This is a genomic window from Xanthomonas sp. DAR 35659, from assembly GCF_041242975.1.
In the GTDB taxonomy this organism is placed as follows: Bacteria; Pseudomonadota; Gammaproteobacteria; order Xanthomonadales; family Xanthomonadaceae; genus Xanthomonas_A; species Xanthomonas_A medicagonis.
In genome coordinates, this window is record NZ_CP162488.1 from 1,404,174 (window position 1) to 1,425,383 (window position 21,210).

A 21,210-nucleotide genomic window follows, 5' to 3' on the forward strand; every position below is an offset into this window, starting at 1 on the left:
CCTTCATCACCGTAATCGCCCGGGAGGGCATCCATGACTTCGTCCATCCGTCCACTCCGCTCGCTGCTGGCCGCCGCGATCGTGCTCGCCGCCGCGCCCGCGTTCGCGCAGCCCACCTACAGCCGCACCGTGTTCATCGGCGACAGCCTGACCGACGCCGGCTACTACCGGCCGCTGCTGCCGGCCTCGGTGCAGGCGGTGACCGGCCAGTTCACCACCAATCCGGACTGGGTCTGGGCGCAGTACGTGGCCGACTACTACGGCACCAACGGCCATGCCAACGGCAACGGCCAGATCGGCGACAACTACGCCGCCGGCAATGCCCGCGTCGGCGTGGCCAACCCCAGCGCGCTGGGCGTGGCGCCGTCGCTGGCGACGCAGACCGCCAACTACCTGGCCGCCAACGGCGGCAAGGCCGATCCGAACGCGCTGTACAGCGTGTGGGGCGGCGCCAACGACCTGTTCGCCATCGCCGGCGGCGCGCCGGTGCAGGCCACCATCGGCAATGCGGTCGCCTCGGAAGTGGGCGTCGTCGCCAGCCTGCAGAACGCCGGCGCGCGCTACGTCATGGTCAGTAACCTGCCCGACGTCGGCCTCACTCCGCGCTTCCGCGCCGGCGGCACCGCGGCGATGGCGCAGGGCACCGCGCTGGCGACCGCCTACAACACCGCGCTGTTCTCCGGCCTCGAGAGCGCCGGGCTGCGGGTGATCCCGGTCGACACCTTCCACCTGCTGCAGGAAGTCGTCGCCAGCCCGGGCACCTACGGTTTCAGCAACGTCACCGGCACCGCCTGCCAGCCGCAGGTCACCGCGCAGTCGCTGACCTGCAACCCGACCAGCTACGTCAGCGCCGACGCGGCCGACAGCTATGTCTTCGCCGATGGCGTGCACCCCACCGGCCGCACCCACGAGATCCTGGCGCAGTACGCGCTGTCGATCCTGGAAGGCCCGCGCACGCAGCAGGTGCTGACCCACTCGGCCGCGGTCACTGGTCGTTCGCGCGCCGACCAGGTCGCCTGGCACGTCGATGGCCGCCCGGAGGCGGACGGCGTGCGCTGGTGGGGCAACCTGCGCGGCGACATGCAGCGCTACCAGCACGGCGACCTGTACGACGGCCTGGCGCCGGCCGGCCTGTTCGGTGTGGACTGGTCGCGCGGCGACTGGGTGTTCGGCGGCTTCGGCGGCTTCGGTCGCGTGGATGCCGACTTCGGCAACCGCGGCGGCGACTACACCCAGGACGACAGCACCCTGGGCGGCTTCGCCGGCTGGTACGGCGAGCACGCCTGGGTCAACGCCCAGGTCAGCTACACCTGGCTGAGCTACGACGTCACCCGCAAGGTCAACCTCGGCCCGGCCACCATCGACCACAAGGGCTCGCCGGACGGCAGCAACCTGACCGCGGCGCTTCAGGGCGGCTACGAGTTCGGCGAAGGCACGTTCAAGCACGGCCCGGTGGCCGCGGCGATCTGGCAGAAGGTCAAGCTCGACGGCTACAGCGAGAGCAACCCGAACTCCAGCGCGCTGGGCTACTTCGACCAGGACGTCGAGTCGCTGGTCGGCCGCATCGGCTGGAAGGCCGGCCTGGATCTGGGCGCGGTGAAGCCGTACCTGCAGGCGACCTACGACCACGAGTTCAAGAAGGGCGAGGAAGCCACCGCGTGGCTGCAGACCATGCCCGACCTCGGCGGCTACGCGGTGCCGGGCCTGAACTTCGACCGCAACTACGCCTCGGTGGTGCTGGGCGCGCGGACCAAGCTGTGGGGCCTGGAGAGCAACGTCGGCATCGCCGCCACCACCGGCCAGAACCGCGCGCACGACACCTCGCTGTTCGTGAACTTCGGCGGCAGCTTCTAAGCACTGCGCCTGTTGCCTGCCTTGCCCGGCCGCGTGCCGGGCAGGGTAGGAGCGACGACGTACGCCGAGGCGGCATGCTTGTTGTGGAAGGGGCTTCAGTCCCGACGCCTCGGTCTCGAGGCGTCGGGACTGAAGCCCCTTCCGCATTTCGCGTCCACGCTTGCGGGCCGTCTTGGATCGCGGCGCGCCGCGAGCCGTATCGCGCCGATTTCTTGCGCAACCCCCGGCGCAGCGCATAGACTGCACCGGCAACGCGGGCGTAGCTCAATGGTAGAGCTGTAGCTTCCCAAGCTACTGACGTGGGTTCGATTCCCATCGCCCGCTCCACTGTTCCAACTCGGTCCGCAAGTGACTGGCTGGGTTGAAGATTCTGGTCGATCGATGATCCGGGCGATGCCCTCAGAGGTATCAATCGAGGTATCAATCTTGCGCAAGCCTCTGACGATGGCGCGCTCAGCCGGCCTGTAGACGCGCTTCCTTTCTGCGCCAAGCCGCGCTTGTTGAACACAGCAGCAGAGGCGGTGGCACGAGAGCCAGGACACGTCGTTGTTATGTGTGCCCGAGCAGGGGGGGCGACAGTGCGGATCCCGCCCGCACGTCGCATGACATGAGCCTACGGACGCTGCGAAGCGCATGGAAACGATGACGACCAATCAGCCCAGGAAGGGCGAATTCTTCCAGCTGGAGCCGGATGCGCGGCGTGGAGGCAAAGGCCACGGCGTGGTGTTTGAAAACGAGAACGTGCTGCGAACGCCGCCGCGCCTCATCGTGAAGCCGAAGGAAGGCGGGTTCCCGCTATTGCGCGAACTACCACGCTTGGTTCATCACCCCCGCGAAGGCGTGCTGCCCCAAGACCTGGAGGGTGGCTTCAGTGGCTATTGGTTGGTTTCCGAGCGTCTGCGCCGCGTGATGCAGTCGGTGGATGCGAGCGCTTTCGCCTTCGCCGACACCGACTATCGCCTGGCCGATGGCTCCAAGGGGCCGACCGTCTTTCTCTGTGATGTCGTCCGCAGACTGGATGCGTTGGACGAAGAGGCCTCTCAGCTCAACATCGAGATCAGCGACGAATACGAGGCTGGGAAATACTACAACCTCACCGGCGACATCAGGCTGGCCTTCCGGCGGGATGTGCTGGGTTCCGCACATGTTTTCAGGTTGTCCTTTCATGGGCGTGTCTTCTGCGATAAAGCGTTCAAGCAGGCTGTCGAGGTCGCGGGCATCGTCACGCGGAGCAAGTCCAATGGGCTTTGGTTTGACGACGTGGTGAACTGCTAATCCGCGAATAGGGCATCCGAACGCTGTAATTCACGCAGGGGAAGAAGGCCTGATGCATGACAAACACATTGGGCTGCGAGCGCACGAGGGTCGGACCCGGGGCGCGGCTAGCCCCGCAGCGGCACGCTGGCTTTCCCGCCCTGGTGGATCGAATGACGGTGGGCTGGACGCAGCCTTTCCCTGCCCAGGTCGGCGATCATGGCCTTGGATTGTTCAACGGGATGGAGACCCTGCCGTGGGTGGGACGCAAGCATGGAAACCGCGATGACCAGTCCGCCCAAACCGGGTGCCTTCTACATGTGCATATCGGACATCGAGAGCGACAGGCCGCGCTGCGGGATGAGGTTCGACAACCTCCGCCAGTTGCTTTCGCCGTCCTGTGTGAATCTGCGCCCGTACGAAGGCGGCTTTCCTTCAATGCTGGAACAACCGCGGATGACCTATGACCCCGGCGCAGGCCCTGAGCCTCGCGATCTGGAGGCGGGGTTCGGCGGCTACTGGTTGGTGTCCGAGCGACTGCGTGATGTCATGTGCTCGGTCGATCCAGGCGCCTTCGCGTTCGTCGAGGTGGATTGCCGTCTGGCCGATGGCGCCCAGGGACCGCGTCGCTTTCTGTGCGACGTTGTCCGAGAACTGGATGCCTTGGACGAGGCAGCGTCTAGGTTGAAGATCAAGGTCGATGACGAGTATGTGCGTGGGAAGTTCTATTCCCTCGGCGGGGGAGCCAGCCTGGCCTTTCGGAGTGACGTATTGGGGGCGTCGCATGTGTTCCGGGTGCCATTCAATCCATCGGTGTTCTGCGATCGGACGTTTAAGGTGGCGCTTCACGATGCCGGGATATCCGACGACGCGGAAGTCAGTGGGATCTCTTTCATCGACGCATCGGACCTCTGACACCGCACAGGAAGATTCATTCGGTGGCTGGCCAGTTGGACTACGCGCCACGAGCATCGGATCGGGCGCTCGGCGAGCGCATCTCCTGTAGTCTTGAGAATGAGGTATGGGCCGGTGGCGGCCGGTTGGCCGCTGCGTCATTCGGGCGCGGTGGAGGCGGCGGCAACGAGGTGATGGCTGCGTCACTTTGTCTGCCCGGGCAGTCGTCGATAGGGCCGGATTTCAGTCCGGTGGTTTGCGCGAACATGAGCCTATGAGTGGGGCGCGATGCATGGAAACTAGGGTGACCAATAAGCCCAAAAAAGGGGCGTTCTTTGAACTGCTGCCGGATGTTCGGCGTGGGGGAAAAGGTCACGGCGTGATCTTCGAAAATGAGAAGGTCCTGTTGACTCCGCCAAGGCTTATTTTGCAGCCGGACGATGGTGGGTTTCCTCCTTTGAAGGAGACGCCGCGCTTGATCCACGATCCAAAGAAGGGGGCGCTGCCTCAGGATCTTGAGGGCGGCTTCAGTGGCTACTGGCTCGTCTCCGAACGACTTCGCAACGTGATGGAGTCGGTCGATGCGGATGCGTTCGTCTTCGCTGATGTCGACTACCGCCTGGCCGATGGTTCCAAGGGGGCGACTGTTTTCCTCTGTGATGTCATCCGCACGTTGGATGCATTGGACGAGGAGGCCTCGGAACTCGATATCAAGGTCAGCGACGACTACGAGGCGGGGAAGTACTACAGCCTGGCGGGCGGCAGCCGCCTGGCTTTCAAACATGATGTGCTTGGAAAGGCCCATGTCTTCATGCTCCCTTTCCATGGTGGCGTCTTTTGCGATCGGGTGTTCAAGGATGCGGTCAAGGCGGCAGGAATTGGCGGTCGTGGGCGTTCCGAAGGGCTGTGGTTCTACGACGTCGTGAATCGCTGAGGCGCCGCGCGCCGGTGCGGCGGCGCGAGCGAGCGCCTCGCTCAGGATTGCGTGGCGATGGCGAATGCGTCGAGCTGGTGCTGCGGCATGCTGCTGTTGTTGAGGATCACCACCGTCTCGTGGGTGTCCAGGCGATGCGCGAGCAGCGAGCGGTAGCCGGCGGTGTTGCCGGTCTCCCAGGCGTAGGTCCGGGGCTTTCCGCGCAGCGTCAGTGTCTTCACGCGGCCGCCGAGCGCATATTCTTCCGGCATTTCAACGGTGTTGAGTTGGCGCAGCGACGCCGGCGACAGCGCCTGCGATAGCGAGAGCCGCAAGAGCGGCGGATCGTTCCGTCGCCGCGGATTTGCAGATTGGGCACCGCCATCCAAGAACTTCTACGACGCGATGCCTACGATGGCCGCTGGCGCAGGTACCGACGGCAGGGCCCACGGCGACGCGCCGAGGGCGACACGGCATGGTGCATCGCGCCGTCGTCTACGGCGGCAATCCCGACCCGGGAACCCGCCGGTCCAACAGGTCATCCATCTGTGCCCGCACTTCCTCCCTCATCCAACAAAGGCAAAGCCATGAGCACGATCACCACCAAAGACGGCGTCGAGATCTTCTTCAAGGATTGGGGTCCCAGGACCGCGCAGCCGATCTACTTCCACCATGGCTGGCCGCTGTCGAGCGACGACTGGGACGCGCAGATGCTGTATTTCCTCGGCAAGGGCTTCCGCGTCGTCGCCCACGACCGGCGCGGCCATGGCCGGTCCAGCCAGGTCGGCGACGGCCACGACATGGCGCATTACGCCGCCGACGTGGCCGCCGTCGTCGAGCATCTGGACCTGCGCAATGCGGTGCATATCGGCCATTCGACCGGTGGCGGCGAAGTGGCGCGCTACGTCGTCGCCCACGGCAAGGGCCGCGTGGCCAAGGCGGTGCTGATCAGCGCGGTGCCGCCGATCATGCGCAAGACCGCGGCCAACCCCGATGGCGTGCCGATGGAGGTGTTCGACGGCATCCGCGCCGGCCTGGCCGGCAACCGCGCCCAGTTCTACCTGGATTTCGCCAGCGGTCCGTTCTACGGCTTCAATCGTCCAGGCGCGAAGGTGCTGCAGGGCACGATCCAGAACTGGTGGCGGCAGGGCATGCTCGGTGCCGCCAAGGCGCACTACGACGGCATCAAGGCGTTCTCGGAAACCGACTTCACCGAGGATCTCAAGGCGATCGACGTGCCCACCCTGGTGCTGCATGGCGACGACGATCAGGTGGTGCCGATCGCCACGACCAGCGAGCTGACGGTGAAGCTGTTGAAGGACGGCACGCTGAAAGTCTATCCAGGCTATCCGCACGGCATGTGCACCACCCACGCCGAGGTGATCAACCCGGACCTGCTGGCCTTCATCCAGGCCTGAATCGGCCGCGGCGGAGGGCACCCTGCTCCCGTCGCGAGATCAGCACTGCGCGCATCGGCGTGATCCGGTGCGCGCAGCGTGCCCGCTGCGCACCGTGCGCCTGTCAAACCCGCTTCATCCGCCGAAGCTACGCTGATCGGCCAGTGAGCGCATGCTCGTCGCCGGACCCAGCCTCGTGGTCGAACACAGTCGTCGCCGTTTCCTTGCCCGTGCCTCCCTGGCCCTCGGCGCCGGCGCGGCCATGCCGCTGCTGCCCGGCGTGATCCGCAGTGCGCTGGCGGTGCCGCCTGCACGCGTCACCGGCACCGTGCAGGACGTGCAGCATGTGGTGATCCTGATGCAGGAGAACCGCTCCTTCGACCACTACTTCGGCTGCCTGCGTGGCGTGCGCGGCTTCGGCGACCCGCGGCCGCTGCGTCTGCCCAGCGGGCGCCCGGTCTGGTACCAGCCGGAGGCCGGCGGCGGCGACGGCTACGTGTTGCCGTTCCGCCTGAACGGCCGGACCAGCAGCGCGCAGTCGATGGAGGGCCTCGACCACCATTGGAAGGGCTCGCACGACACCTGGAAGCACTACGACGCCTGGATCGCGCAGAAGACGCCGATGACCATGGGCCACTTCCAGCGCGAGGACCTGCCGTTCTACTATGCGCTGGCCGATGCCTTTACCATCTGCGACGGCTACCACGCCTCGCTGTTCGGCCCGACCAATCCCAACCGCATGTACATGTTCACCGGCACCAGCGGCCTGAGCGTCGGCAACGATGGCGAGCAGGCGGTGAACAACCGCGACGACGGCAACTGGACCGCCGACATGGCGCGCGACAACCCGGCGTTTCCGGGCTACACCTGGACCACCTACTCCGAACGCCTGCAGCAAGCCGGGATCAGTTGGCAGGTGTACCAGGAATTCGACAACTACGGCGACAACAGCCATCCGTACTTCGCAAATTTCCGCAATCTCGACCGCGCCTCTCCGTTGTACCGCCGCGGCCGCGCGATCGTGCCGGGTTCCACTGCCGACAACGCCAAGGCCTCGCGCGGCGAGCACCTGCTCGCAGCGTTCGAACGCGACGTGCGCAGCGGCACCTTGCCGCAGGTGTCGTGGATCGTGGCGCCATATCTGCTCAGCGAGCACCCCCAGGCCACCCCGGCCTATGGCGAGTCGCTCAGCGCGCGCCTGCTGGAGGTGCTGGCGGCATCGCCGGAGGTCTGGTCCAAGACCGTGTTCCTGATCAACTACGACGAGAACGACGGCTTTTTCGACCACGTGCCGCCGGCGCTGCCGGCGACCGATCCGGCGATCGGCGCCAGCAACGTCGATCTGCGGGGCGAGGACTATCACGGCGTTCCGGTCGGTCTCGGTCCGCGCGTGCCGATGCTGGTGGTGTCGCCGTGGAGCCGCGGCGGCTGGGTGAATTCGCAGGTGTTCGACCACACCTCGGTGATCCGCTTCCTGGAGCGCCGCTTCGCCGTCGCCGAACCCAACATCGGCCCCTGGCGGCGCGCGATCGCCGGCGATCTGACCTCGGCGCTGGACTTTGCCGGCCACGACGATGCGCGTGTCGCCCTGCCGGACACGCGTGATTTCATCGCCCGGGTCGATGCCACCGCGGCGCTGCCGCCGCCGCAACGGCCGGCGCAACAGACGCTGCCGGCGCAGGAACCCGGGCAGCGCCCGGCGCGCGCGCTGCCCTACGACTTCGACGTGCGCCTGCAGGCCGATGCACAGGGCCTGGCGTTGCGGATGCGCAACCGCGGCGCGGTGGGCGTCGCGCTGAACGCCTACGCCGACGGCCGCGACGCCGGGCCATGGTTCTACACGGTGGCGGCGGGCAGCGAACTGCGCGACGTGCGCGCCTGGCGTGGTGCCGCGGACGACCCTGGCTACGTGTTGCGCGTGCATGGGCCCAACGGCTTCCTGCGCGAGTTCCACGGCGATGGGATGGCCGATGCCGGATTGCGGGCCGAGGCCGACTATGAGGCGGCATCGCAGTGCCTGCTGCTGGAGCTGCACAATGGCGGTGCGCAGGCGTGCCGGCTGCGGCTCCGCGATGGCTACCGCGACGGGGCGGAGCAGGCGTTGGTGCTGGCCGCCGGCGAACGCCAGGTGCTGCGCTTCCCGCTGCAGGGCCAGCATCATTGGTACGACCTGGAGATCGCCAGCGACAGCCTGCCGCACTGGCGCCGGCGCCTGGCCGGACATATCGAGACCGGCCGCCCGAGCATGAGCGACCCGGCGATCGGCCGTGCTGTCGTTGGTTAGCCGCAAGCCCGTTTTGTCGGCGATGGCGGCCGTGTGTCGCGGCTGAAGCCGCTCCTGCAGAAGCCGCGCACCGCGCTCTTGTAGGACCGGCTTCAGCCGCGACACACGGCCAGCGACGCCATCAATCCCGATCGAACGGCGCTTCTTGCGGAGCTTCCCTGAAACGCAAGACGCCGCCGCTACGTCCGCAGCGGCGGCGCCAAGGCCATCCCTGGCCTCGCCTCACCTCAGAACTTGCCGCTGAAGGTGACGAAGAACTGCCGCGGCGCGCCGGCCATCAGCGTCTGGTTGTAGCCGTTCGGATCGGACACCACGTAGCCGTTGGTGCCGACCGTGGCGAAGTAGCGCTTGTCGAGCAGGTTGGTGACGTTGGCGCTCAGTCCCAGGTTCTGGAACATGCCGACTTCGCCGAAGTCATAACCCGCGCTCAGGTCGAAGCGCCAGTAGCTCGGTACCGACGAGTCGTTGAGGTAGCTGATGTAGCGGCGGCCGGTGTACTTGCCGTCCAGCGCCGCGTGCCAGCCGGCGTTCTCGTAGGCCAGGCTGCTGGAGAACATCCATTCCGGGATGCCGACCACGCGCTTGCCGGAGGTGGCCACCACGCCGCCGTTGAGGTAGTCGTCCTGATAGGTGGAATCGTCGTAGGACAGCGAGTTCAACCAGCGCAATTGCGCGATCGGGCGCCACATCACCGCCAGGTCGGCGCCCTGGCTGCGCACCGAGCCGACGTTGTTGAGCGTGGCCGAGCAGGTCTGGATCGCGCTGCACGGCGAGGTCACCAGCAGGCGGTCGTCGAAGGTGGTGTGGTACAGCGCCAGCGACGCCTCGATGCCGTCGCCGCGCACGCGATAGCCCAGTTCGTAGGTCTGCGCGGTTTCCGGTTCCAGCGAATGCCTGATCGCGTCGAACGCCGCCTGCGATTCCTGGAACGGGGTGAAGCCGAAGCCGGCCATGTTCTTGTTGTAGGACGCGTAGAGTTCCTGGTGCTCGTCGAGCTTGTAGTTCACGCCCACCTGCGGCAGCAGGTCAGAATCGGCCTTGATCTCGCCGGCCGCGTAGGAGGTGGTCGGCACCAGCGACCGCGAGGTGGTGTCCACCTGGAGCTTCTTGGCGCCGAAGTTGATGGTCAGGCGCTCGTCGAGCAGGCGCAGCGTGTCCTGCGCGTAGAACATGCGCGTGTCGGTGTCGTAGTGCTGGGCGAAACCGCGCGCGAACAGGGTGCCGGACTTGTTGAAGTAGTACAGATCGGTGAACGGACCATCGAGCAGGAAGTAGTTGCGCTCCTGCACGGTCTTGGCGTTCTGGTACCAGCCGCCGATCTCGATCTCGTTGCCGGCCACGGTGAAGTTCAGCGACGCGGTCACGCCATGCCGGTTGAGCCGATAATCGGTGGTGCGCATCGACAGCGGCACCGTGGCCGAGGACGCCACGTACGGCGTGGTCCATTGCCCTTCGCCGTTGTTGTCGTGGTAGTAGCCTGCCAGGTTCAGCGTGGCGTTGCCGCCCAGGTTGAACGTGCCGCTGAGCGCGGCCAGGTTGTCGTCGCGCAGGCCGGCGCCGGAGTAGTAGGACGCGTCGGCCTTGCCATAGTCGGCGGGCAGGGCGTTCAGGGACGCCGGATAGCTGCCGTTGCCGTTGAGCGCGTTGGCGATCTGCACGGCGCTGTTCCAGTCGGGCATCAGGTAGTCCCAGTCCCAGCCCAGCGCCTTCTGCGAGGTCAACGACAGATCCATGATGTCGTATTCCTTGCGCTTGGAGCTATCCAGGAACAAGCTGATCCGGTTGCCGTCGCCCCACTGGTACAGCGCCTTGAGATTGGCCTGGTTGTATTCGTTGTTGCCGTAGCCTTTCCACTTGTCCACCTCGCCGTGCACGATCGAGGTGTACATCGAGAAGCCGTTGATGTCGCCGATATCGCCGCGCAGGTAGGTGCGGCGGGTGGAATCGGAGCCGAAGGTCTGGCTGAAGCGGATGCCCGGCGTGGCATCCGGATCGTCGGAGTAGTAGCGCACGGTGCCGCCGAGGTTGCTGCTCGACGCGGTGCCCAGCGCGCCGGCGCCCTGCGACAGCTCCACCGAGCCGACATTCTCGGAGATGATCGCGCGGGTCACCTGCAGGCCGTCGCTGACGCCGTAGTTCATGGTGCCCAGCGGCACGCCGTCCAGGGTGAAGCCGAGGCGGCTCTGGTCGAAGCCGTGCAGGCTGATCGCGGTCGACCACTCGTAGGAGCCCCACGCATCGGCCGACTGGAATTGCACGCCCGGCAGCTTGTCCAGCACCTTCAGCGCGCTGGTGCCGGGTGCGGTGAGGCCGATGTCCTCGCGGGTGATGCGCTGCACCTGGCGGGTGGCGCCGGTGGACACCACGGTGATCGCATCGAGCATCGTCGCGTCGCTGCTGCTGCCGGCGCTGGCCGTGGCATCGGCGTCGGCCGGCACGGTTTCGGCCAGTGCGGCGAAGGCCGGCAGCGCGGACGCGACGGCGAGCACCAGCGCATGCAGGCGCAAGGGTCTGGAGGTGGAGATCATCGAAATTCCAATGGGATGGGGGGAGGCATGGCCTGCTTGCCGTGCGTGGCGTGACCAGCGCACGGCCGGCGTGGCTCGCCCGTCACGATGCAACGGTTTTGTGAAGGTTTCGGGGCGGTCCCATGTCGGCTGTGGGACAGGCGCGAGGCGCCGATCGCGTGCGCGGGCCTGGCGCCGATCGGCCGCGGTACGCCGGCCGCCAGGCCGCTGCGTCGGACTTCCCGCGCCGCCGACGGCGCAACGTATGATGCCGGGCCAGCCACCGCCGTCGCGCTTCGATGAAACTCGCCATCCTGTCCCGCAACACCAAGCTGTATTCGACGCGGCGGCTGGTCGAGGCCGGTCGCGAACGCGGGCATACGGTGCGCGTGCTCGATCCGTTGCGCTGCTACATGCGTATCGCCGCGGGCGCCTTCACCATGCACTACAAGGGCAAGCCGATCACCGGCTACGACGCGGTGATCCCGCGCATCGGCAATTCGGTCACCCGCTACGGCACCGCGGTGCTGCGCCAGTTGGAGATGATGGGCGTGCGCACGCCCAACCCGTCCGACGCGATCCTGCGCGCGCGCGACAAGCTGCGCGCGCACCAACTGCTGGCGGCGAAAGGCATCGACATGCCGATGACCGTGTTCGGCGACAACCCGGACGACACCGGCGACCTGCTGTCGATGCTGGGGCCGCCGCCGCACGTGGTGAAGTTGAACGAAGGCACCCAGGGCACGGGCGTGATCCTCACCGAGAAGACCAGTGCCTCGCGCGGCGTGGTCGAGGCGCTGCGCGGGCTGTACGCCAACTTCCTGGTGCAGGAGTTCATCGGCGAGGCCGAGGGCGCCGACCTGCGCTGCTTCGTGGTCGGCAACCAGGTGGTCGCGGCGATGCGCCGGCAGGCGCCGGAAGGGGACTTCCGCTCCAACCTGCATCTGGGGGGCAGCGCACTGGCGGCCACCGCCAGCCGCACCGAACAGGAGGTGGCCGTGCGCTCGGCCAAGGCCCTGGGCCTGGGCGTGGCCGGGGTCGACCTGATCCGCTCGCGGCGCGGCCCGCTGGTGCTGGAGGTCAACTCCACCCCCGGCCTGGAGGGGATCGAGGCGGTCTGCGGCCAGGACATCGCCGGCAAGATCATCGACCACCTCCAGGTGATCCAGATCCGAAAGAAATCAGTCACTTGAAGCAATGTCCGCGCCTCCGTTCTGGCTTAACGCCGGTTTAATTCCGCCCTGCGTATGCTTCGTCGGACCGCAGCTCTGCCCTCCTCAGCAGGAACGGTAATCGGGATATATCTTTCGGCCCAGGCGGCCTTGCCGCCTGGGCCTTTTTGTCGCCGCGGTTCGGCGTCGCGGCACCCGACTGTGGCGGGAAGCCATGCAACTTGCGGCGCCGTTCGCTGCGGGGCTACATTGTGATTTACGCCACCAAATCGTCTAGGGGACAGGGATGAAGCAACTGATCGGGGTGATGTTGGGGATGGTGCTCGCGTGTTCGGCCGTGGCTGCGCCGAAAGGTGAGGCGCCCATGAACGTGAAGAAATCGTTCGCACAGCAACTCAGTACAATTCGCCAGCAGTTGGACGACGGCAAGACCTATGCCGAACTCAGCGCGGAGAATCGCAGCAAGGTGGAAGCCGCACTGTCGCGCATGGCGACCGTGCTCGATGCCCATCCCGACGTGAACACGCTGCGCGAGGAGGACAAGGTGGTGTTGTTCAACGATCAGGAGACGGTCAACGCGCTGCTGTCCAAGGCAGCGGCGGACAGCCGCCTGATCTGCAGGCGCGAGGCGGTGACCGGCGCGCTGCGCACCACGACGCAATGCAGGACCGTGGCGGAGCGCCGCCGCGACAACGAGGATGCGCAGGAACTGATGCGGCGCAATCCAACTGGCAAGTACGACTGACGGGGTAAATGTTGGTGCGAATTCTAGTAATCGAAGACAACAGCGACATCGCGGCCAACCTGGGCGACTACCTCGAGGACCGTGGGCACACGGTCGATTTCGCCGCCGACGGCGTCACCGGCCTGCATCTGGCGGTGGTGCACGAGTTCGACGCGATCGTGCTCGATCTCAACCTGCCGGGCATGGACGGCATCGAAGTGTGCCGCAAGCTGCGCAACGAAGCGCGCAAGCAGACCCCGGTGCTGATGCTCACCGCCCGCGACTCGCTGGACAACAAGCTGGCGGGCTTCGATTCCGGTGCCGACGACTACCTGATCAAGCCGTTCGCGCTGCAGGAAGTGGAGGTGCGGCTCAACGCGCTGTCGCGCCGCGGCAAGGGCGTGCACACCCGCGTGCTGGAGACCGGCGACCTGGAGTACAACCTGGACACGCTGGAAGTGCGGCGCCAGGGCAAGCTGTTGCAGCTCAATCCGACCGCGCTGAAGATCCTGCAGGCGCTGATGGAGGCCTCGCCCGCAGTGGTGACCCGGCAGGAACTGGAAACCCGCGTGTGGGGCGAGGAACTGCCGGATTCCGATTCGCTGCGCGTGCACATCCATGGCCTGCGCGCGGTGGTGGACAAGCCGTTCGACGTGCAGATGATCCAGACCCGCCACGGCATCGGCTACCGCATCGCCGCGCCCGATGCCTGAAGCGGAGGCGTTGCCGCGGGCGGTGCGGCGGCGCGGGCGTTACCGCCGCCGCCTGCGCAGCCGCATCATCCTGTCCTTCGTGCTGTTGGGCTTCGGCCTGACCGCCCTGTTCGCGTTCGCCACCAACTGGGCGCGGGCGCGGGTGGAGAACCAGCTGGTCGAGGACGTGATGAACCGCAACATGGAGGCGTCCTGGCGCAGCTATGTGGCCAGCGGTGGACGCAACCTGGACATCCCGGTCCAGCAGATGAAGGGCTTCGTCTATCGCCCCGACAAGCTCGATGGCCTGCGCCGCGATTTCCCGGAGTGGGAACGCCTCAGCGACGGCATCCACATGCTGTCGGGCACCGATGCCGATGGCCAGCCGTTCGCCTACAAGGTCGGCGTGCGCAAGACCCCCAACGCCTGGTTCTTCATCGCCTACGACCTGACCCAGACCATGCGTGGCGAGGTGCAGCTCAAGCGCACCCTGATGCTGTCGGTGCTGGTCTTCAGTGCGCTGTCGCTGGTGATCGGCTGGTGGTCGGCGTCGCGGGTGATGCGGCCGGTATCGGACCTGGCCGCGCGCCTGCGCGCCTACCGTGGCAGCAGCGATCCCAAGCCGCTGGCGCCGCACTTTCCCGACGACGAGGTCGGCCAGTTGGCCGAAGCGCTGGACGACTATTCGGCGCGCCTGACCGAAGTGGTGCAGCGCGACCGCGAGTTCAACGCCGACGTCAGCCACGAACTGCGCACCCCGCTGGCGGTGATCCGCGGCGCCACCGAACTGCTGCTGACCCGGCCCAATCTCGACGAGAAGGTGCTGCAGCGCCTGCAGCGCATCCAGCGCGCCGAGCAGCAATGCAGCGATCTGATCGGCTCGCTGTTGCTGCTGTCGCGCAACGAGCGCGGGCAGGGCAACAGCAACGTGGCCAAGGTCGCCGAGCAGCTGATCGAATCGCACCGCGCGCAGTTGGGCGGCAAGCCGCTGCAGTTGATCCTGGAAGGCGAGCGCAATCTCAGCATCGACGCGCCCGAGGCGGCGCTGTCGGTGGCCTTGGGCAACCTGATCGGCAACGCGGTCAAGTACACCCAGGAAGGTCAAGTGGTGGTGCGGGTGCTGAGCGACGCGGTGCAGGTGATCGACTCGGGCCCGGGCCTGAGCGAAGAGGATGCGGCCAAGCTGTTCCAGCGCGGCTACCGTGGCACCCATGCCGGGCACTCGCAGGGCGGCGGCATCGGCCTGTCCATCGTCAGCCGTTTGTGCGACCTGTACGGCTGGCAGGTCAACGTGCGCCCGGGCGCCTCGAAGGGCGTGGTGGCGACGCTGTGGTTCAAGCCCGCCTGAATCGCTTTTGTAGGAGCGGCTTCAGCCGCGACAGCATCCTTCCGTAGAGTCCGTCGCGGCTAAAGCCGCTCCTACAAAAAGCTGCGTTGCCGCGGTTACGCGGCCTTCGCCGCGGCCAATGCGCGGTAGCGCTGATCCAGCGCATCCGCCGCCGCCTGCAGCCGCGACGCATCGCCATCGTTGACCACGACGTCGTCGGCGATCGCCAGCCGTGCCGCGCGCGTGGCCTGCGCCGCGATCATCCGTTGCGCCAGTTCGGCGGTGATGCCGTCGCGCTGCATCAGGCGCGCATGCTGAAGCGCTTCGGGCGCATCGACCACGACGATCCGGTCCAGCCATGGATACGCCGTGCGTGCGCCGACTTCGGTCAGCAGCGGGATCGCCGCCACGGCATAGGGACTGGTGGCTTCCCGGCACGCTTGCTGCAACAGCATGCGGATCGCCGGATGGGTGATCGCCTCCAGGTCGCGACGCGCCTGCGGATCGTCGAAGATGCGTTGGCGCAGCGCCGCCCGGTCGAGGCTGCCGTCCTCGCGCAGGATCTGTGGGCCGAAACGGGCGACGATCCGCGCGAGCGCGGGATGCCCTGGTGCCACGACGGCGCGGGCGGCCACATCTGCATCGGCCACCACGATGCCCTTGGCCTCGAAATGGCGGCTCAGCGCGCTCTTACCGGAGGCGACGCCGCCGGTCAGGCCGACGATGAACTCGCTCACCGCGTCATCCGCTCAGCGCAGCCCGGACCAGCGCATATAGGTGTCGATGATTTCCGTGCCCCAAAAGAACGTGATCCAGCCGGCGATGGCCAGATACGGGCCGAACGGAATGGGCGTGGCGCGGTCGCGGCCCTTGGCCGCCAGCCAGAGCGAGCCGAGGATCGCGCCGACCAGCGAGGAGATCAGGATGGTCGGCAGGATGCCTTTCAAACCGCACCACGCGCCGATCGCCGCCAGCAACTTGAAGTCGCCATGGCCCATGCCTTCCTTGCCGGTGATCTGCTTGAACAGCCACCACACCGACCACAGCGACACATAGCCGACCGCCGCGCCGAGCAGTGCCGGCTTGGCCGGCATATACAGATTGTCCATGCTGCCGACCAATCCCAGCCACATCAGCGGCAGGGTCAATTGGTCCGGCAGCAATCGGGTGCGCAGGTCGATCCCCGACATCGCCACCAGGAAGCAACTGAACACGATCGCGCCGAAGCCCTGCCAGCCGAAGCCGAAGCGCCAGACGCTGGCGACCACCAGCAGGCTGGTCAGCAGCTCCACCAGCGGATACTGGATCGAGATCGGCGCATGGCAATGCCGGCACTTGCCGCGCAGGGCCAGCCAACTGAACAGCGGGATGTTCTCGTACCAGGACAGCTTGTGCTTGCAGTGCGGGCAATGCGAGGGCTCGACCACGATCCCGGGCGGCGGCGGATCGTAGAGGTCCGGCAACTCCAGGATCTCGCGCGAATCGCGCTTCCACTGCCACTCCATGCGCTTGGGCAGGCGCAGGATCACCACGTTGAGGAAACTGCCCACCAGCAAGCCCAGCCCGGCCGCGGCGGGAAAGCCGAGAACGGGGTGTTGATCGAGAAATGCCATTAATGCTTATCCAACGACGGAGGCCAGCTTGAAGATGGGCAGGTACATGCCGATGACCATGCCGCCGACGATGGTGCCGATGAAGACCATGATCAATGGCTCGATCAGGCTGCTCAGCGCATCGACCGCATTGTTCACTTCCTGCTCGAAGTACTCGGCCACCTTGAACAGCATCGCATCCAGCGCACCAGCCTCTTCGCCAATGGCCGTCATCTGGATGACCATATGCGGAAACAGGTTGGCCTGCTTCATCGCGACGTTGACCGGGTAACCGACGGCGACGTCGTCACGCATGCGCAGCACGGATTTCTCGTAGACGCTGTTGCCAGTGGCGCCGGCGACGATGTCCAGCGCCTCGACCAGCGGGACGCCGGCGCGGAAGGTGACGCCCAGCGTCCGCGAGAAGCGCGCCACCGAACTGTTGTGCATGATCTGGCCGATGATCGGCACCTTCAGGATCAGCCGGTCCATGCCGTGCTGCATCGACGGCGAGCGCTTGTAGGCAAAGATGAAGCCGACGATGGTGCCGACCAGGACAAGCAACAGGATCCACCAATAGGCGACCATGAAGCGCGATGCGGCGACGATCATCTGCGTAAATGCCGGCAACTCCGCACCGAAGCCCTTGAATACGTCCTCGAACTGCGGCACCACCCAGACCAGCAGGATCGAGCTGACCAGCAGCGCGACCGCCATGACCATGGCCGGGTAGAACAAGGCCTTCTTGATCTTGCCCTTCAGCGCTTCGATGTTTTCCTTGTACGTCGCGACCGTTTCCAGCACGGTTTCGAGCACACCGGCGCCTTCGCCGGCCTTGACCAGGTTGCGGTAGAGCTCGTCGAACTGGACGGGATGCTTGCTGATCGCCTCGTAGAGCGAGGAGCCGCCCTCGATGTCGGTACGGACCTGGTCCACCATCTTCTTCATGCGCGGATTCTTGTGCCCGCTGGCGATGATCTCCAGCGACCCCACGATCGGGACGCCGGACTTCATCATGGTCGCCATCTGGCGGCTGAAAAACGCGATGTCTTTCGGGGTGATCTTGCTACCGGCGGCACCGAAGAGCGGCTTGGGCTTGGGTTTGACCACCGAGGGCGTGATGCCCTGGCGGCGCAACTCCGCGCGCAGCAGGTTGGCGTTCTTGGCGGTCTGCTCGCCCTTCATCTTGACGCCGCGCTTGTCCGTCCCTTCCCAGACGAACGGCACCTGCTGGCTGGTGCCGCGCGCCACGGGCTGTTTGGATACTGCGCTACGAGTTGCGGACATCGGATGTGCTCCCCGTCCAGCCATCCCCAGGCGGACATGCCAGGCATGGTATCGGTTTCCGCAGCGTATGGCATCCAGGCTCAGGAGGAGGCGGAGCGTCCGGATGGGGAGGGTGGAGCTAGGATGTGCTGACGTTGAGCGTCACTTTGTGACCTGTTTTGGCATAGGGGTAGGCCCATCGCAAATCCACTCTTTGCCTATGTTGCCTGGCATTCGATGGGGGCATCATGTGCCCCGGGGAGCTTGAGGTGCGCGTGGGTAGGTTGGCACGCACCCTGCTTGCAATACCCGCACGTGGCGCTCTGCCGCGCGGCGCTCGAGGGGTAGGATGCTCCGCGGGCCGAGTGTCTGCCAAACGTAAACACCACCATCTCTAGGGGATTCACTATGAAGAAGCAGCAGGGCTTTACCCTGATCGAACTGATGATCGTGGTCGCGATCATCGCCATCCTGGCCGCCATCGCGCTGCCGGCTTACCAGAACTACGTGCGCAAGTCGCAGGTCACTGCGGCGCTGTCCGACATCACTCCGGGCAAGACGCAGTTCGAAGTCAAGATCAACGAAGGTAGTGGCTTTGGCACCACTGGTAGTGCTATTGGCCTGCAGGACACGACTAGCCGTTGCTCTGCCATTGCTGTTAACCCGAGCGACACTGGTAGCATCACTTGCACCATGATTGGCGGCGCAGGTGTAGGTGGAAATACGATTGCTTGGACGCGCAACAGCTCCGGTAACTGGCGCTGCTCTACCACCGCTGATGCCAAGTATCGTCCTAGCACCTGTCAGTAACAGCTGTTCGGTTTGGAAAAGCCCCGCAGTTGCGGGGCTTTTTTTTTAAGGTGACATCATCTAGCTGGGGAGCAAGATGAACGTTTCGAGGCGAAAGTTAGATGGTTTCACTTTGGTCGAAATTATGATCGTTGTTGCGATCATCGCCATACTGGCCGCTATCGCCTTGCAGGGTTACGCGCTGTACGTGACGAGGTCGCAGGTGGTTGCAGGACTCGATGAAATTCGGGCTGGAAAAACGGGTGTCGAACTGGCGTTTAATGAAGGTCATGCATCGGAAGTAGAAGCTGCTTATATAGGATTGCAAGCGGCCACTAAGCGTTGCTCGGCTATAGTCGCTTCGCTCTCCGCAACGGGCGATGGATCCATCTCTTGTACGCTTCTGGGTAATGATGCGATCGTAGGTAAAGACATTAAATTGACGCGTAGCGTCTCGGGATCTTGGACTTGTAATGCCAGTGAATTGCCAGCGAGCTATCGGCCTGAAGAATGCGGCTGAGAAAGTGGACTCTCTGGTGATGGCTGAAATGTAACCGGGATAGAAGGTGATGCTTAAAAGATCTATTGGCAATAAAAATGCCGGGCTATTCATATGGGTGGCTGGTGTCTTTATCGCATTGGCCGCCATTCTTGTATATTGGCCCGGCCTTTCTGGTCCGTTTGTTTTTGATGACTACTCAAATATCGTAAGTAATACAAAGGTGCACGCGAAAAATTTGGACCTATCAAGCTTGGTGGAAGCCGCCAAAGGCTATGAGCCGGGCCAGATAGGTCGGCCTTTAGCGACGATGAGTTTCGCAATAAATTATTATTTTTCTGGCGAAAATCCTTGGAGCTACAAGCTGACAAGTGTGATCGTTCATGCCGTTAATGCTTTGTTGGTGTTTTTTTTGCTTTTAGGCATTATGCGCATAAAGGTGCTGGCTGAGAACGGCCGCGCAATCTTCTGCGCAGCAGTAACGCTAGCCTGGGCAATACATCCTCTGCAGGTGTCGACTGTCTTGTATGTTGTACAGCGGATGGAGATGCTCTCACTTACATTTGTACTTGTGGGATTGATCTTGTATGTAGCCGGTCGTCGTCGCCAGATCGAGGGCATAGGTGGTGCGTGGTTGGTATTTTCCTCGGCCCTAATTGCTGCTTTGGGTATTGCAGCCAAGGAAACTGCTGCACTATTTCCACTCTATACATTGGCACTAGAGTTAACTGTTCTTGGCTTTGGCGCACAAGACAGTCGGCTGAGGCGATTCTATAAGGTGTCGTATCTCCTGGCCTGTGTAGCTGGCGTTATATTATTTTTTGTATGGGTGTTGCCATCTGCAATGGGCGATGATGCCTTCAGTAATCGCAACTTTACCCTGGCTGAGCGGTTACTTACCCAGTTCAGGGTGGTTCCGATGTACCTTGGGGAGATAATCCTTCCAATTCCCTCGCATCTGAAGTTTTATTACGACGCCTACCAGAAGTCCACGGGGCTATTCTCGCCCATTTCCACCGCCCTTGGGGCGGCTTTCATCCTGGGTCTGATGTCGGCTGCTTGGATGCTCCGCCGGAAAGCTCCCATTGTCTCACTTGGCATCCTGTGGTTTTTTTCTGCACATTTTCTGACAAGTAATGTGCTGAACTTGGAGCTGGCTTTTGAGCATCGAAACTATTTTGCTACTCTGGGCGTGCTGCTTGCTGTAGGTGACCTGATCTGGCGAATTAAACTTCGGGACGGGCCAGCGTTGAAGTACGTTGCCGTAATCGCTTTGCTAGCCACCATAATGGGGCTTTCACTTATTCGCTCGGCGACTTGGGGTAACGAGCTTTTGTTGCGCAATGAGTTGGTTGACATCAATCCAGATTCGCCTCGTGCTGGAAATGATCTTGCCGCACTGCTGGTTGCCATGGCTAACGGTGATCCGACTTCTCCACTCTATAGTATGGGAAAGCAACAGTTCGAACGAGTTGCAAGTCTACCTGGAGCTTCTCCATTAGCGGAGCAGGGACTGATCTTGATGGCGGCCGTACATGGGCAGCCCGTTGAGGATGCTTGGTGGGAGGCGATGATTCTAAAGATAAAGAATCAGCCGTTATCACCCGAGCAGCTGATGGCGGTAAGCGGATTGCTGAAACAGCGATATGAGGGTGTACAGCTCGATGACAAAAACCTATCAAGAACATATTTGGCTCTATTGGATAGGAAGCCAGGTCAAGCATTTCTATATGCTCAGTTTGGAGACTATGCGCTAAAGTATTTAAGCGATGAGAATCTAGCAGATAGGATGTTCGTCGAGGCAATAAATCATTCTAAAAATGACAGGATCTATGCGAACATTGTTTTGTCAGGATTGCTTAAAGACGGCTATGTCCGTCAAGCTGAAAAGGTATTTGTTCGTGGCTCTCAGCTTGGTCTCTTTGACACGAATGAAATGCCCTCTGGGGAAGCATTGCGTTAGTACGGGCCAGCGGGCACATTCAAATGTGTGTTGGATTCGGCGTGGCTACGCTTGAGATTTGTTTAACCATCCATGCTGGCGTT

General features: G+C 64.0%; 18 protein-coding genes and 1 tRNA gene. 14 read left to right on the forward strand and 5 right to left on the reverse strand.

Features of this window, described 5'->3' with window-relative positions; all coding sequences use genetic code 11:
* The first annotated feature begins 33 nt into the window (after positions 1–33).
* The 5 genes from AB3X07_RS05995 to AB3X07_RS06015 all read left to right on the forward strand — a co-directional run bounded on the left by AB3X07_RS05995 (position 34) and on the right by AB3X07_RS06015 (position 4,936).
* On the forward strand, positions 34–1,854 hold the full coding sequence (locus tag AB3X07_RS05995) for an autotransporter domain-containing protein (RefSeq protein WP_369943530.1): 1,821 nt from the start codon (positions 34–36) through the stop codon (positions 1,852–1,854).
* Positions 1,855–2,107: 253 nt separating this feature from the next.
* Positions 2,108–2,181: transfer RNA gene (locus AB3X07_RS06000), tRNA-Gly, on the forward strand.
* A gap of 306 nt (positions 2,182–2,487) precedes the next feature.
* Positions 2,488–3,129 (forward strand): DUF1629 domain-containing protein, encoded by a 642-nt coding sequence (locus AB3X07_RS06005; RefSeq protein WP_369943531.1) that lies wholly within the window; start codon positions 2,488–2,490, stop codon positions 3,127–3,129.
* Between the two features lie 252 nt (positions 3,130–3,381).
* Entirely contained in the window at positions 3,382–4,023 is a 642-nt protein-coding gene (locus AB3X07_RS06010; protein ID WP_369943532.1) for a DUF1629 domain-containing protein, read from the forward strand.
* Between the two features lie 271 nt (positions 4,024–4,294).
* On the forward strand, positions 4,295–4,936 hold the full coding sequence (locus AB3X07_RS06015) for a DUF1629 domain-containing protein (RefSeq protein ID WP_369943533.1): 642 nt from the start codon (positions 4,295–4,297) through the stop codon (positions 4,934–4,936).
* Between the two features lie 41 nt (positions 4,937–4,977).
* Here AB3X07_RS06015 and AB3X07_RS06020 read toward each other — a convergent pair whose 3' ends face one another.
* A complete protein-coding gene (locus AB3X07_RS06020) occupies positions 4,978–5,250 on the reverse strand; it encodes a hypothetical protein (protein WP_369943534.1) in 273 nt (90 codons plus the stop codon).
* A gap of 252 nt (positions 5,251–5,502) precedes the next feature.
* Here AB3X07_RS06020 and AB3X07_RS06025 point away from each other — a divergent pair, with 252 nt between their 5' ends.
* Both AB3X07_RS06025 and AB3X07_RS06030 read left to right on the forward strand, forming a co-directional pair.
* Positions 5,503–6,333 (forward strand): alpha/beta fold hydrolase, encoded by an 831-nt coding sequence (locus AB3X07_RS06025; protein ID WP_369943535.1) that lies wholly within the window; start codon positions 5,503–5,505, stop codon positions 6,331–6,333.
* A 151-nt stretch (positions 6,334–6,484) separates the two neighbouring features.
* Entirely contained in the window at positions 6,485–8,596 is a 2,112-nt protein-coding gene (locus AB3X07_RS06030; RefSeq protein ID WP_369943536.1) for a phosphocholine-specific phospholipase C, read from the forward strand.
* Positions 8,597–8,823: 227 nt separating this feature from the next.
* Here the strand turns inward: AB3X07_RS06030 and AB3X07_RS06035 are convergent, their stop codons facing one another.
* Positions 8,824–11,124 (reverse strand): TonB-dependent receptor family protein, encoded by a 2,301-nt coding sequence (locus tag AB3X07_RS06035; RefSeq protein ID WP_369943537.1) that lies wholly within the window; start codon positions 11,122–11,124, stop codon positions 8,824–8,826.
* A 278-nt stretch (positions 11,125–11,402) separates the two neighbouring features.
* On the opposite strand from AB3X07_RS06035, the gene rimK reads away from it, so the two are divergent.
* The 4 genes from rimK to AB3X07_RS06055 all read left to right on the forward strand — a co-directional run bounded on the left by rimK (position 11,403) and on the right by AB3X07_RS06055 (position 15,039).
* Positions 11,403–12,296, forward strand: coding sequence for a 30S ribosomal protein S6--L-glutamate ligase (gene rimK, locus AB3X07_RS06040; RefSeq protein ID WP_369943538.1), 894 nt, complete (start codon positions 11,403–11,405; stop codon positions 12,294–12,296).
* Between the two features lie 265 nt (positions 12,297–12,561).
* Positions 12,562–13,020, forward strand: coding sequence for a hypothetical protein (locus AB3X07_RS06045; RefSeq protein ID WP_369943539.1), 459 nt, complete (start codon positions 12,562–12,564; stop codon positions 13,018–13,020).
* Positions 13,021–13,034: 14 nt separating this feature from the next.
* A complete protein-coding gene (locus AB3X07_RS06050) occupies positions 13,035–13,712 on the forward strand; it encodes a response regulator transcription factor (RefSeq protein ID WP_369944666.1) in 678 nt (225 codons plus the stop codon).
* Positions 13,705–15,039 carry a sensor histidine kinase gene (locus AB3X07_RS06055; protein WP_369943540.1) on the forward strand — a complete coding sequence of 445 codons (1,335 nt, stop codon included), beginning with the start codon at positions 13,705–13,707 and terminating at the stop codon, positions 15,037–15,039. The genes AB3X07_RS06050 and AB3X07_RS06055 overlap by 8 nt, the downstream gene beginning before the upstream one ends.
* A 95-nt stretch (positions 15,040–15,134) precedes the next feature.
* Here AB3X07_RS06055 and coaE read toward each other — a convergent pair whose 3' ends face one another.
* The 3 genes from coaE to AB3X07_RS06070 are packed head-to-tail and all read right to left on the reverse strand — an operon-like array spanning position 15,135 to position 17,897.
* A complete protein-coding gene (gene coaE / locus AB3X07_RS06060) occupies positions 15,135–15,755 on the reverse strand; it encodes a dephospho-CoA kinase (protein ID WP_369943541.1) in 621 nt (206 codons plus the stop codon).
* 12 nt (positions 15,756–15,767) lie between these two features.
* Positions 15,768–16,631 carry a prepilin peptidase gene (locus tag AB3X07_RS06065; protein ID WP_369943542.1) on the reverse strand — a complete coding sequence of 288 codons (864 nt, stop codon included), beginning with the start codon at positions 16,629–16,631 and terminating at the stop codon, positions 15,768–15,770.
* A 6-nt stretch (positions 16,632–16,637) separates the two neighbouring features.
* A complete protein-coding gene (locus tag AB3X07_RS06070; RefSeq protein ID WP_369943543.1) occupies positions 16,638–17,897 on the reverse strand; it encodes a type II secretion system F family protein in 1,260 nt (419 codons plus the stop codon).
* 387 nt (positions 17,898–18,284) lie between these two features.
* On the opposite strand from AB3X07_RS06070, the gene AB3X07_RS06075 reads away from it, so the two are divergent.
* From AB3X07_RS06075 to AB3X07_RS06085, 3 genes are all read left to right on the forward strand, one after another.
* Complete coding sequence (locus AB3X07_RS06075) at positions 18,285–18,686, forward strand: pilin (RefSeq protein WP_369943544.1); 402 nt, start codon at positions 18,285–18,287, stop codon at positions 18,684–18,686.
* Positions 18,687–18,762: 76 nt separating this feature from the next.
* Positions 18,763–19,185: a pilin gene (locus AB3X07_RS06080; protein ID WP_369943545.1), complete on the forward strand. Its 423-nt coding sequence runs from the start codon at positions 18,763–18,765 to the stop codon at positions 19,183–19,185.
* Positions 19,186–19,234: 49 nt separating this feature from the next.
* Positions 19,235–21,127, forward strand: coding sequence for a hypothetical protein (locus AB3X07_RS06085; protein WP_369943546.1), 1,893 nt, complete (start codon positions 19,235–19,237; stop codon positions 21,125–21,127).
* Positions 21,128–21,210 lie beyond the last annotated feature (83 nt).

Bases quoted from the DNA above. Each gene is read 5' to 3' on its own strand.
- AB3X07_RS05995 (WP_369943530.1), top strand. From the start codon at position 34: ATGACTTCGTCCATCCGTCCACTCCGCTCGCTGCTGGCCGCCGCGATC.
- AB3X07_RS06005 (WP_369943531.1), top strand. From the start codon at position 2,488: ATGGAAACGATGACGACCAATCAGCCCAGGAAGGGCGAATTCTTCCAG.
- AB3X07_RS06010 (WP_369943532.1), top strand. From the start codon at position 3,382: ATGGAAACCGCGATGACCAGTCCGCCCAAACCGGGTGCCTTCTACATG.
- AB3X07_RS06015 (WP_369943533.1), top strand. From the start codon at position 4,295: ATGGAAACTAGGGTGACCAATAAGCCCAAAAAAGGGGCGTTCTTTGAA.
- AB3X07_RS06025 (WP_369943535.1), top strand. From the start codon at position 5,503: ATGAGCACGATCACCACCAAAGACGGCGTCGAGATCTTCTTCAAGGAT.
- AB3X07_RS06030 (WP_369943536.1), top strand. From the start codon at position 6,485: ATGCTCGTCGCCGGACCCAGCCTCGTGGTCGAACACAGTCGTCGCCGT.
- AB3X07_RS06035 (WP_369943537.1), bottom strand. From the start codon at position 11,124: ATGATCTCCACCTCCAGACCCTTGCGCCTGCATGCGCTGGTGCTCGCC.
- rimK (WP_369943538.1), top strand. From the start codon at position 11,403: ATGAAACTCGCCATCCTGTCCCGCAACACCAAGCTGTATTCGACGCGG.
- AB3X07_RS06045 (WP_369943539.1), top strand. From the start codon at position 12,562: ATGAAGCAACTGATCGGGGTGATGTTGGGGATGGTGCTCGCGTGTTCG.
- AB3X07_RS06055 (WP_369943540.1), top strand. From the start codon at position 13,705: ATGCCTGAAGCGGAGGCGTTGCCGCGGGCGGTGCGGCGGCGCGGGCGT.
- AB3X07_RS06065 (WP_369943542.1), bottom strand. From the start codon at position 16,631: ATGGCATTTCTCGATCAACACCCCGTTCTCGGCTTTCCCGCCGCGGCC.
- AB3X07_RS06070 (WP_369943543.1), bottom strand. From the start codon at position 17,897: ATGTCCGCAACTCGTAGCGCAGTATCCAAACAGCCCGTGGCGCGCGGC.
- AB3X07_RS06075 (WP_369943544.1), top strand. From the start codon at position 18,285: ATGAAGAAGCAGCAGGGCTTTACCCTGATCGAACTGATGATCGTGGTC.
- AB3X07_RS06080 (WP_369943545.1), top strand. From the start codon at position 18,763: ATGAACGTTTCGAGGCGAAAGTTAGATGGTTTCACTTTGGTCGAAATT.
- AB3X07_RS06085 (WP_369943546.1), top strand. From the start codon at position 19,235: ATGCTTAAAAGATCTATTGGCAATAAAAATGCCGGGCTATTCATATGG.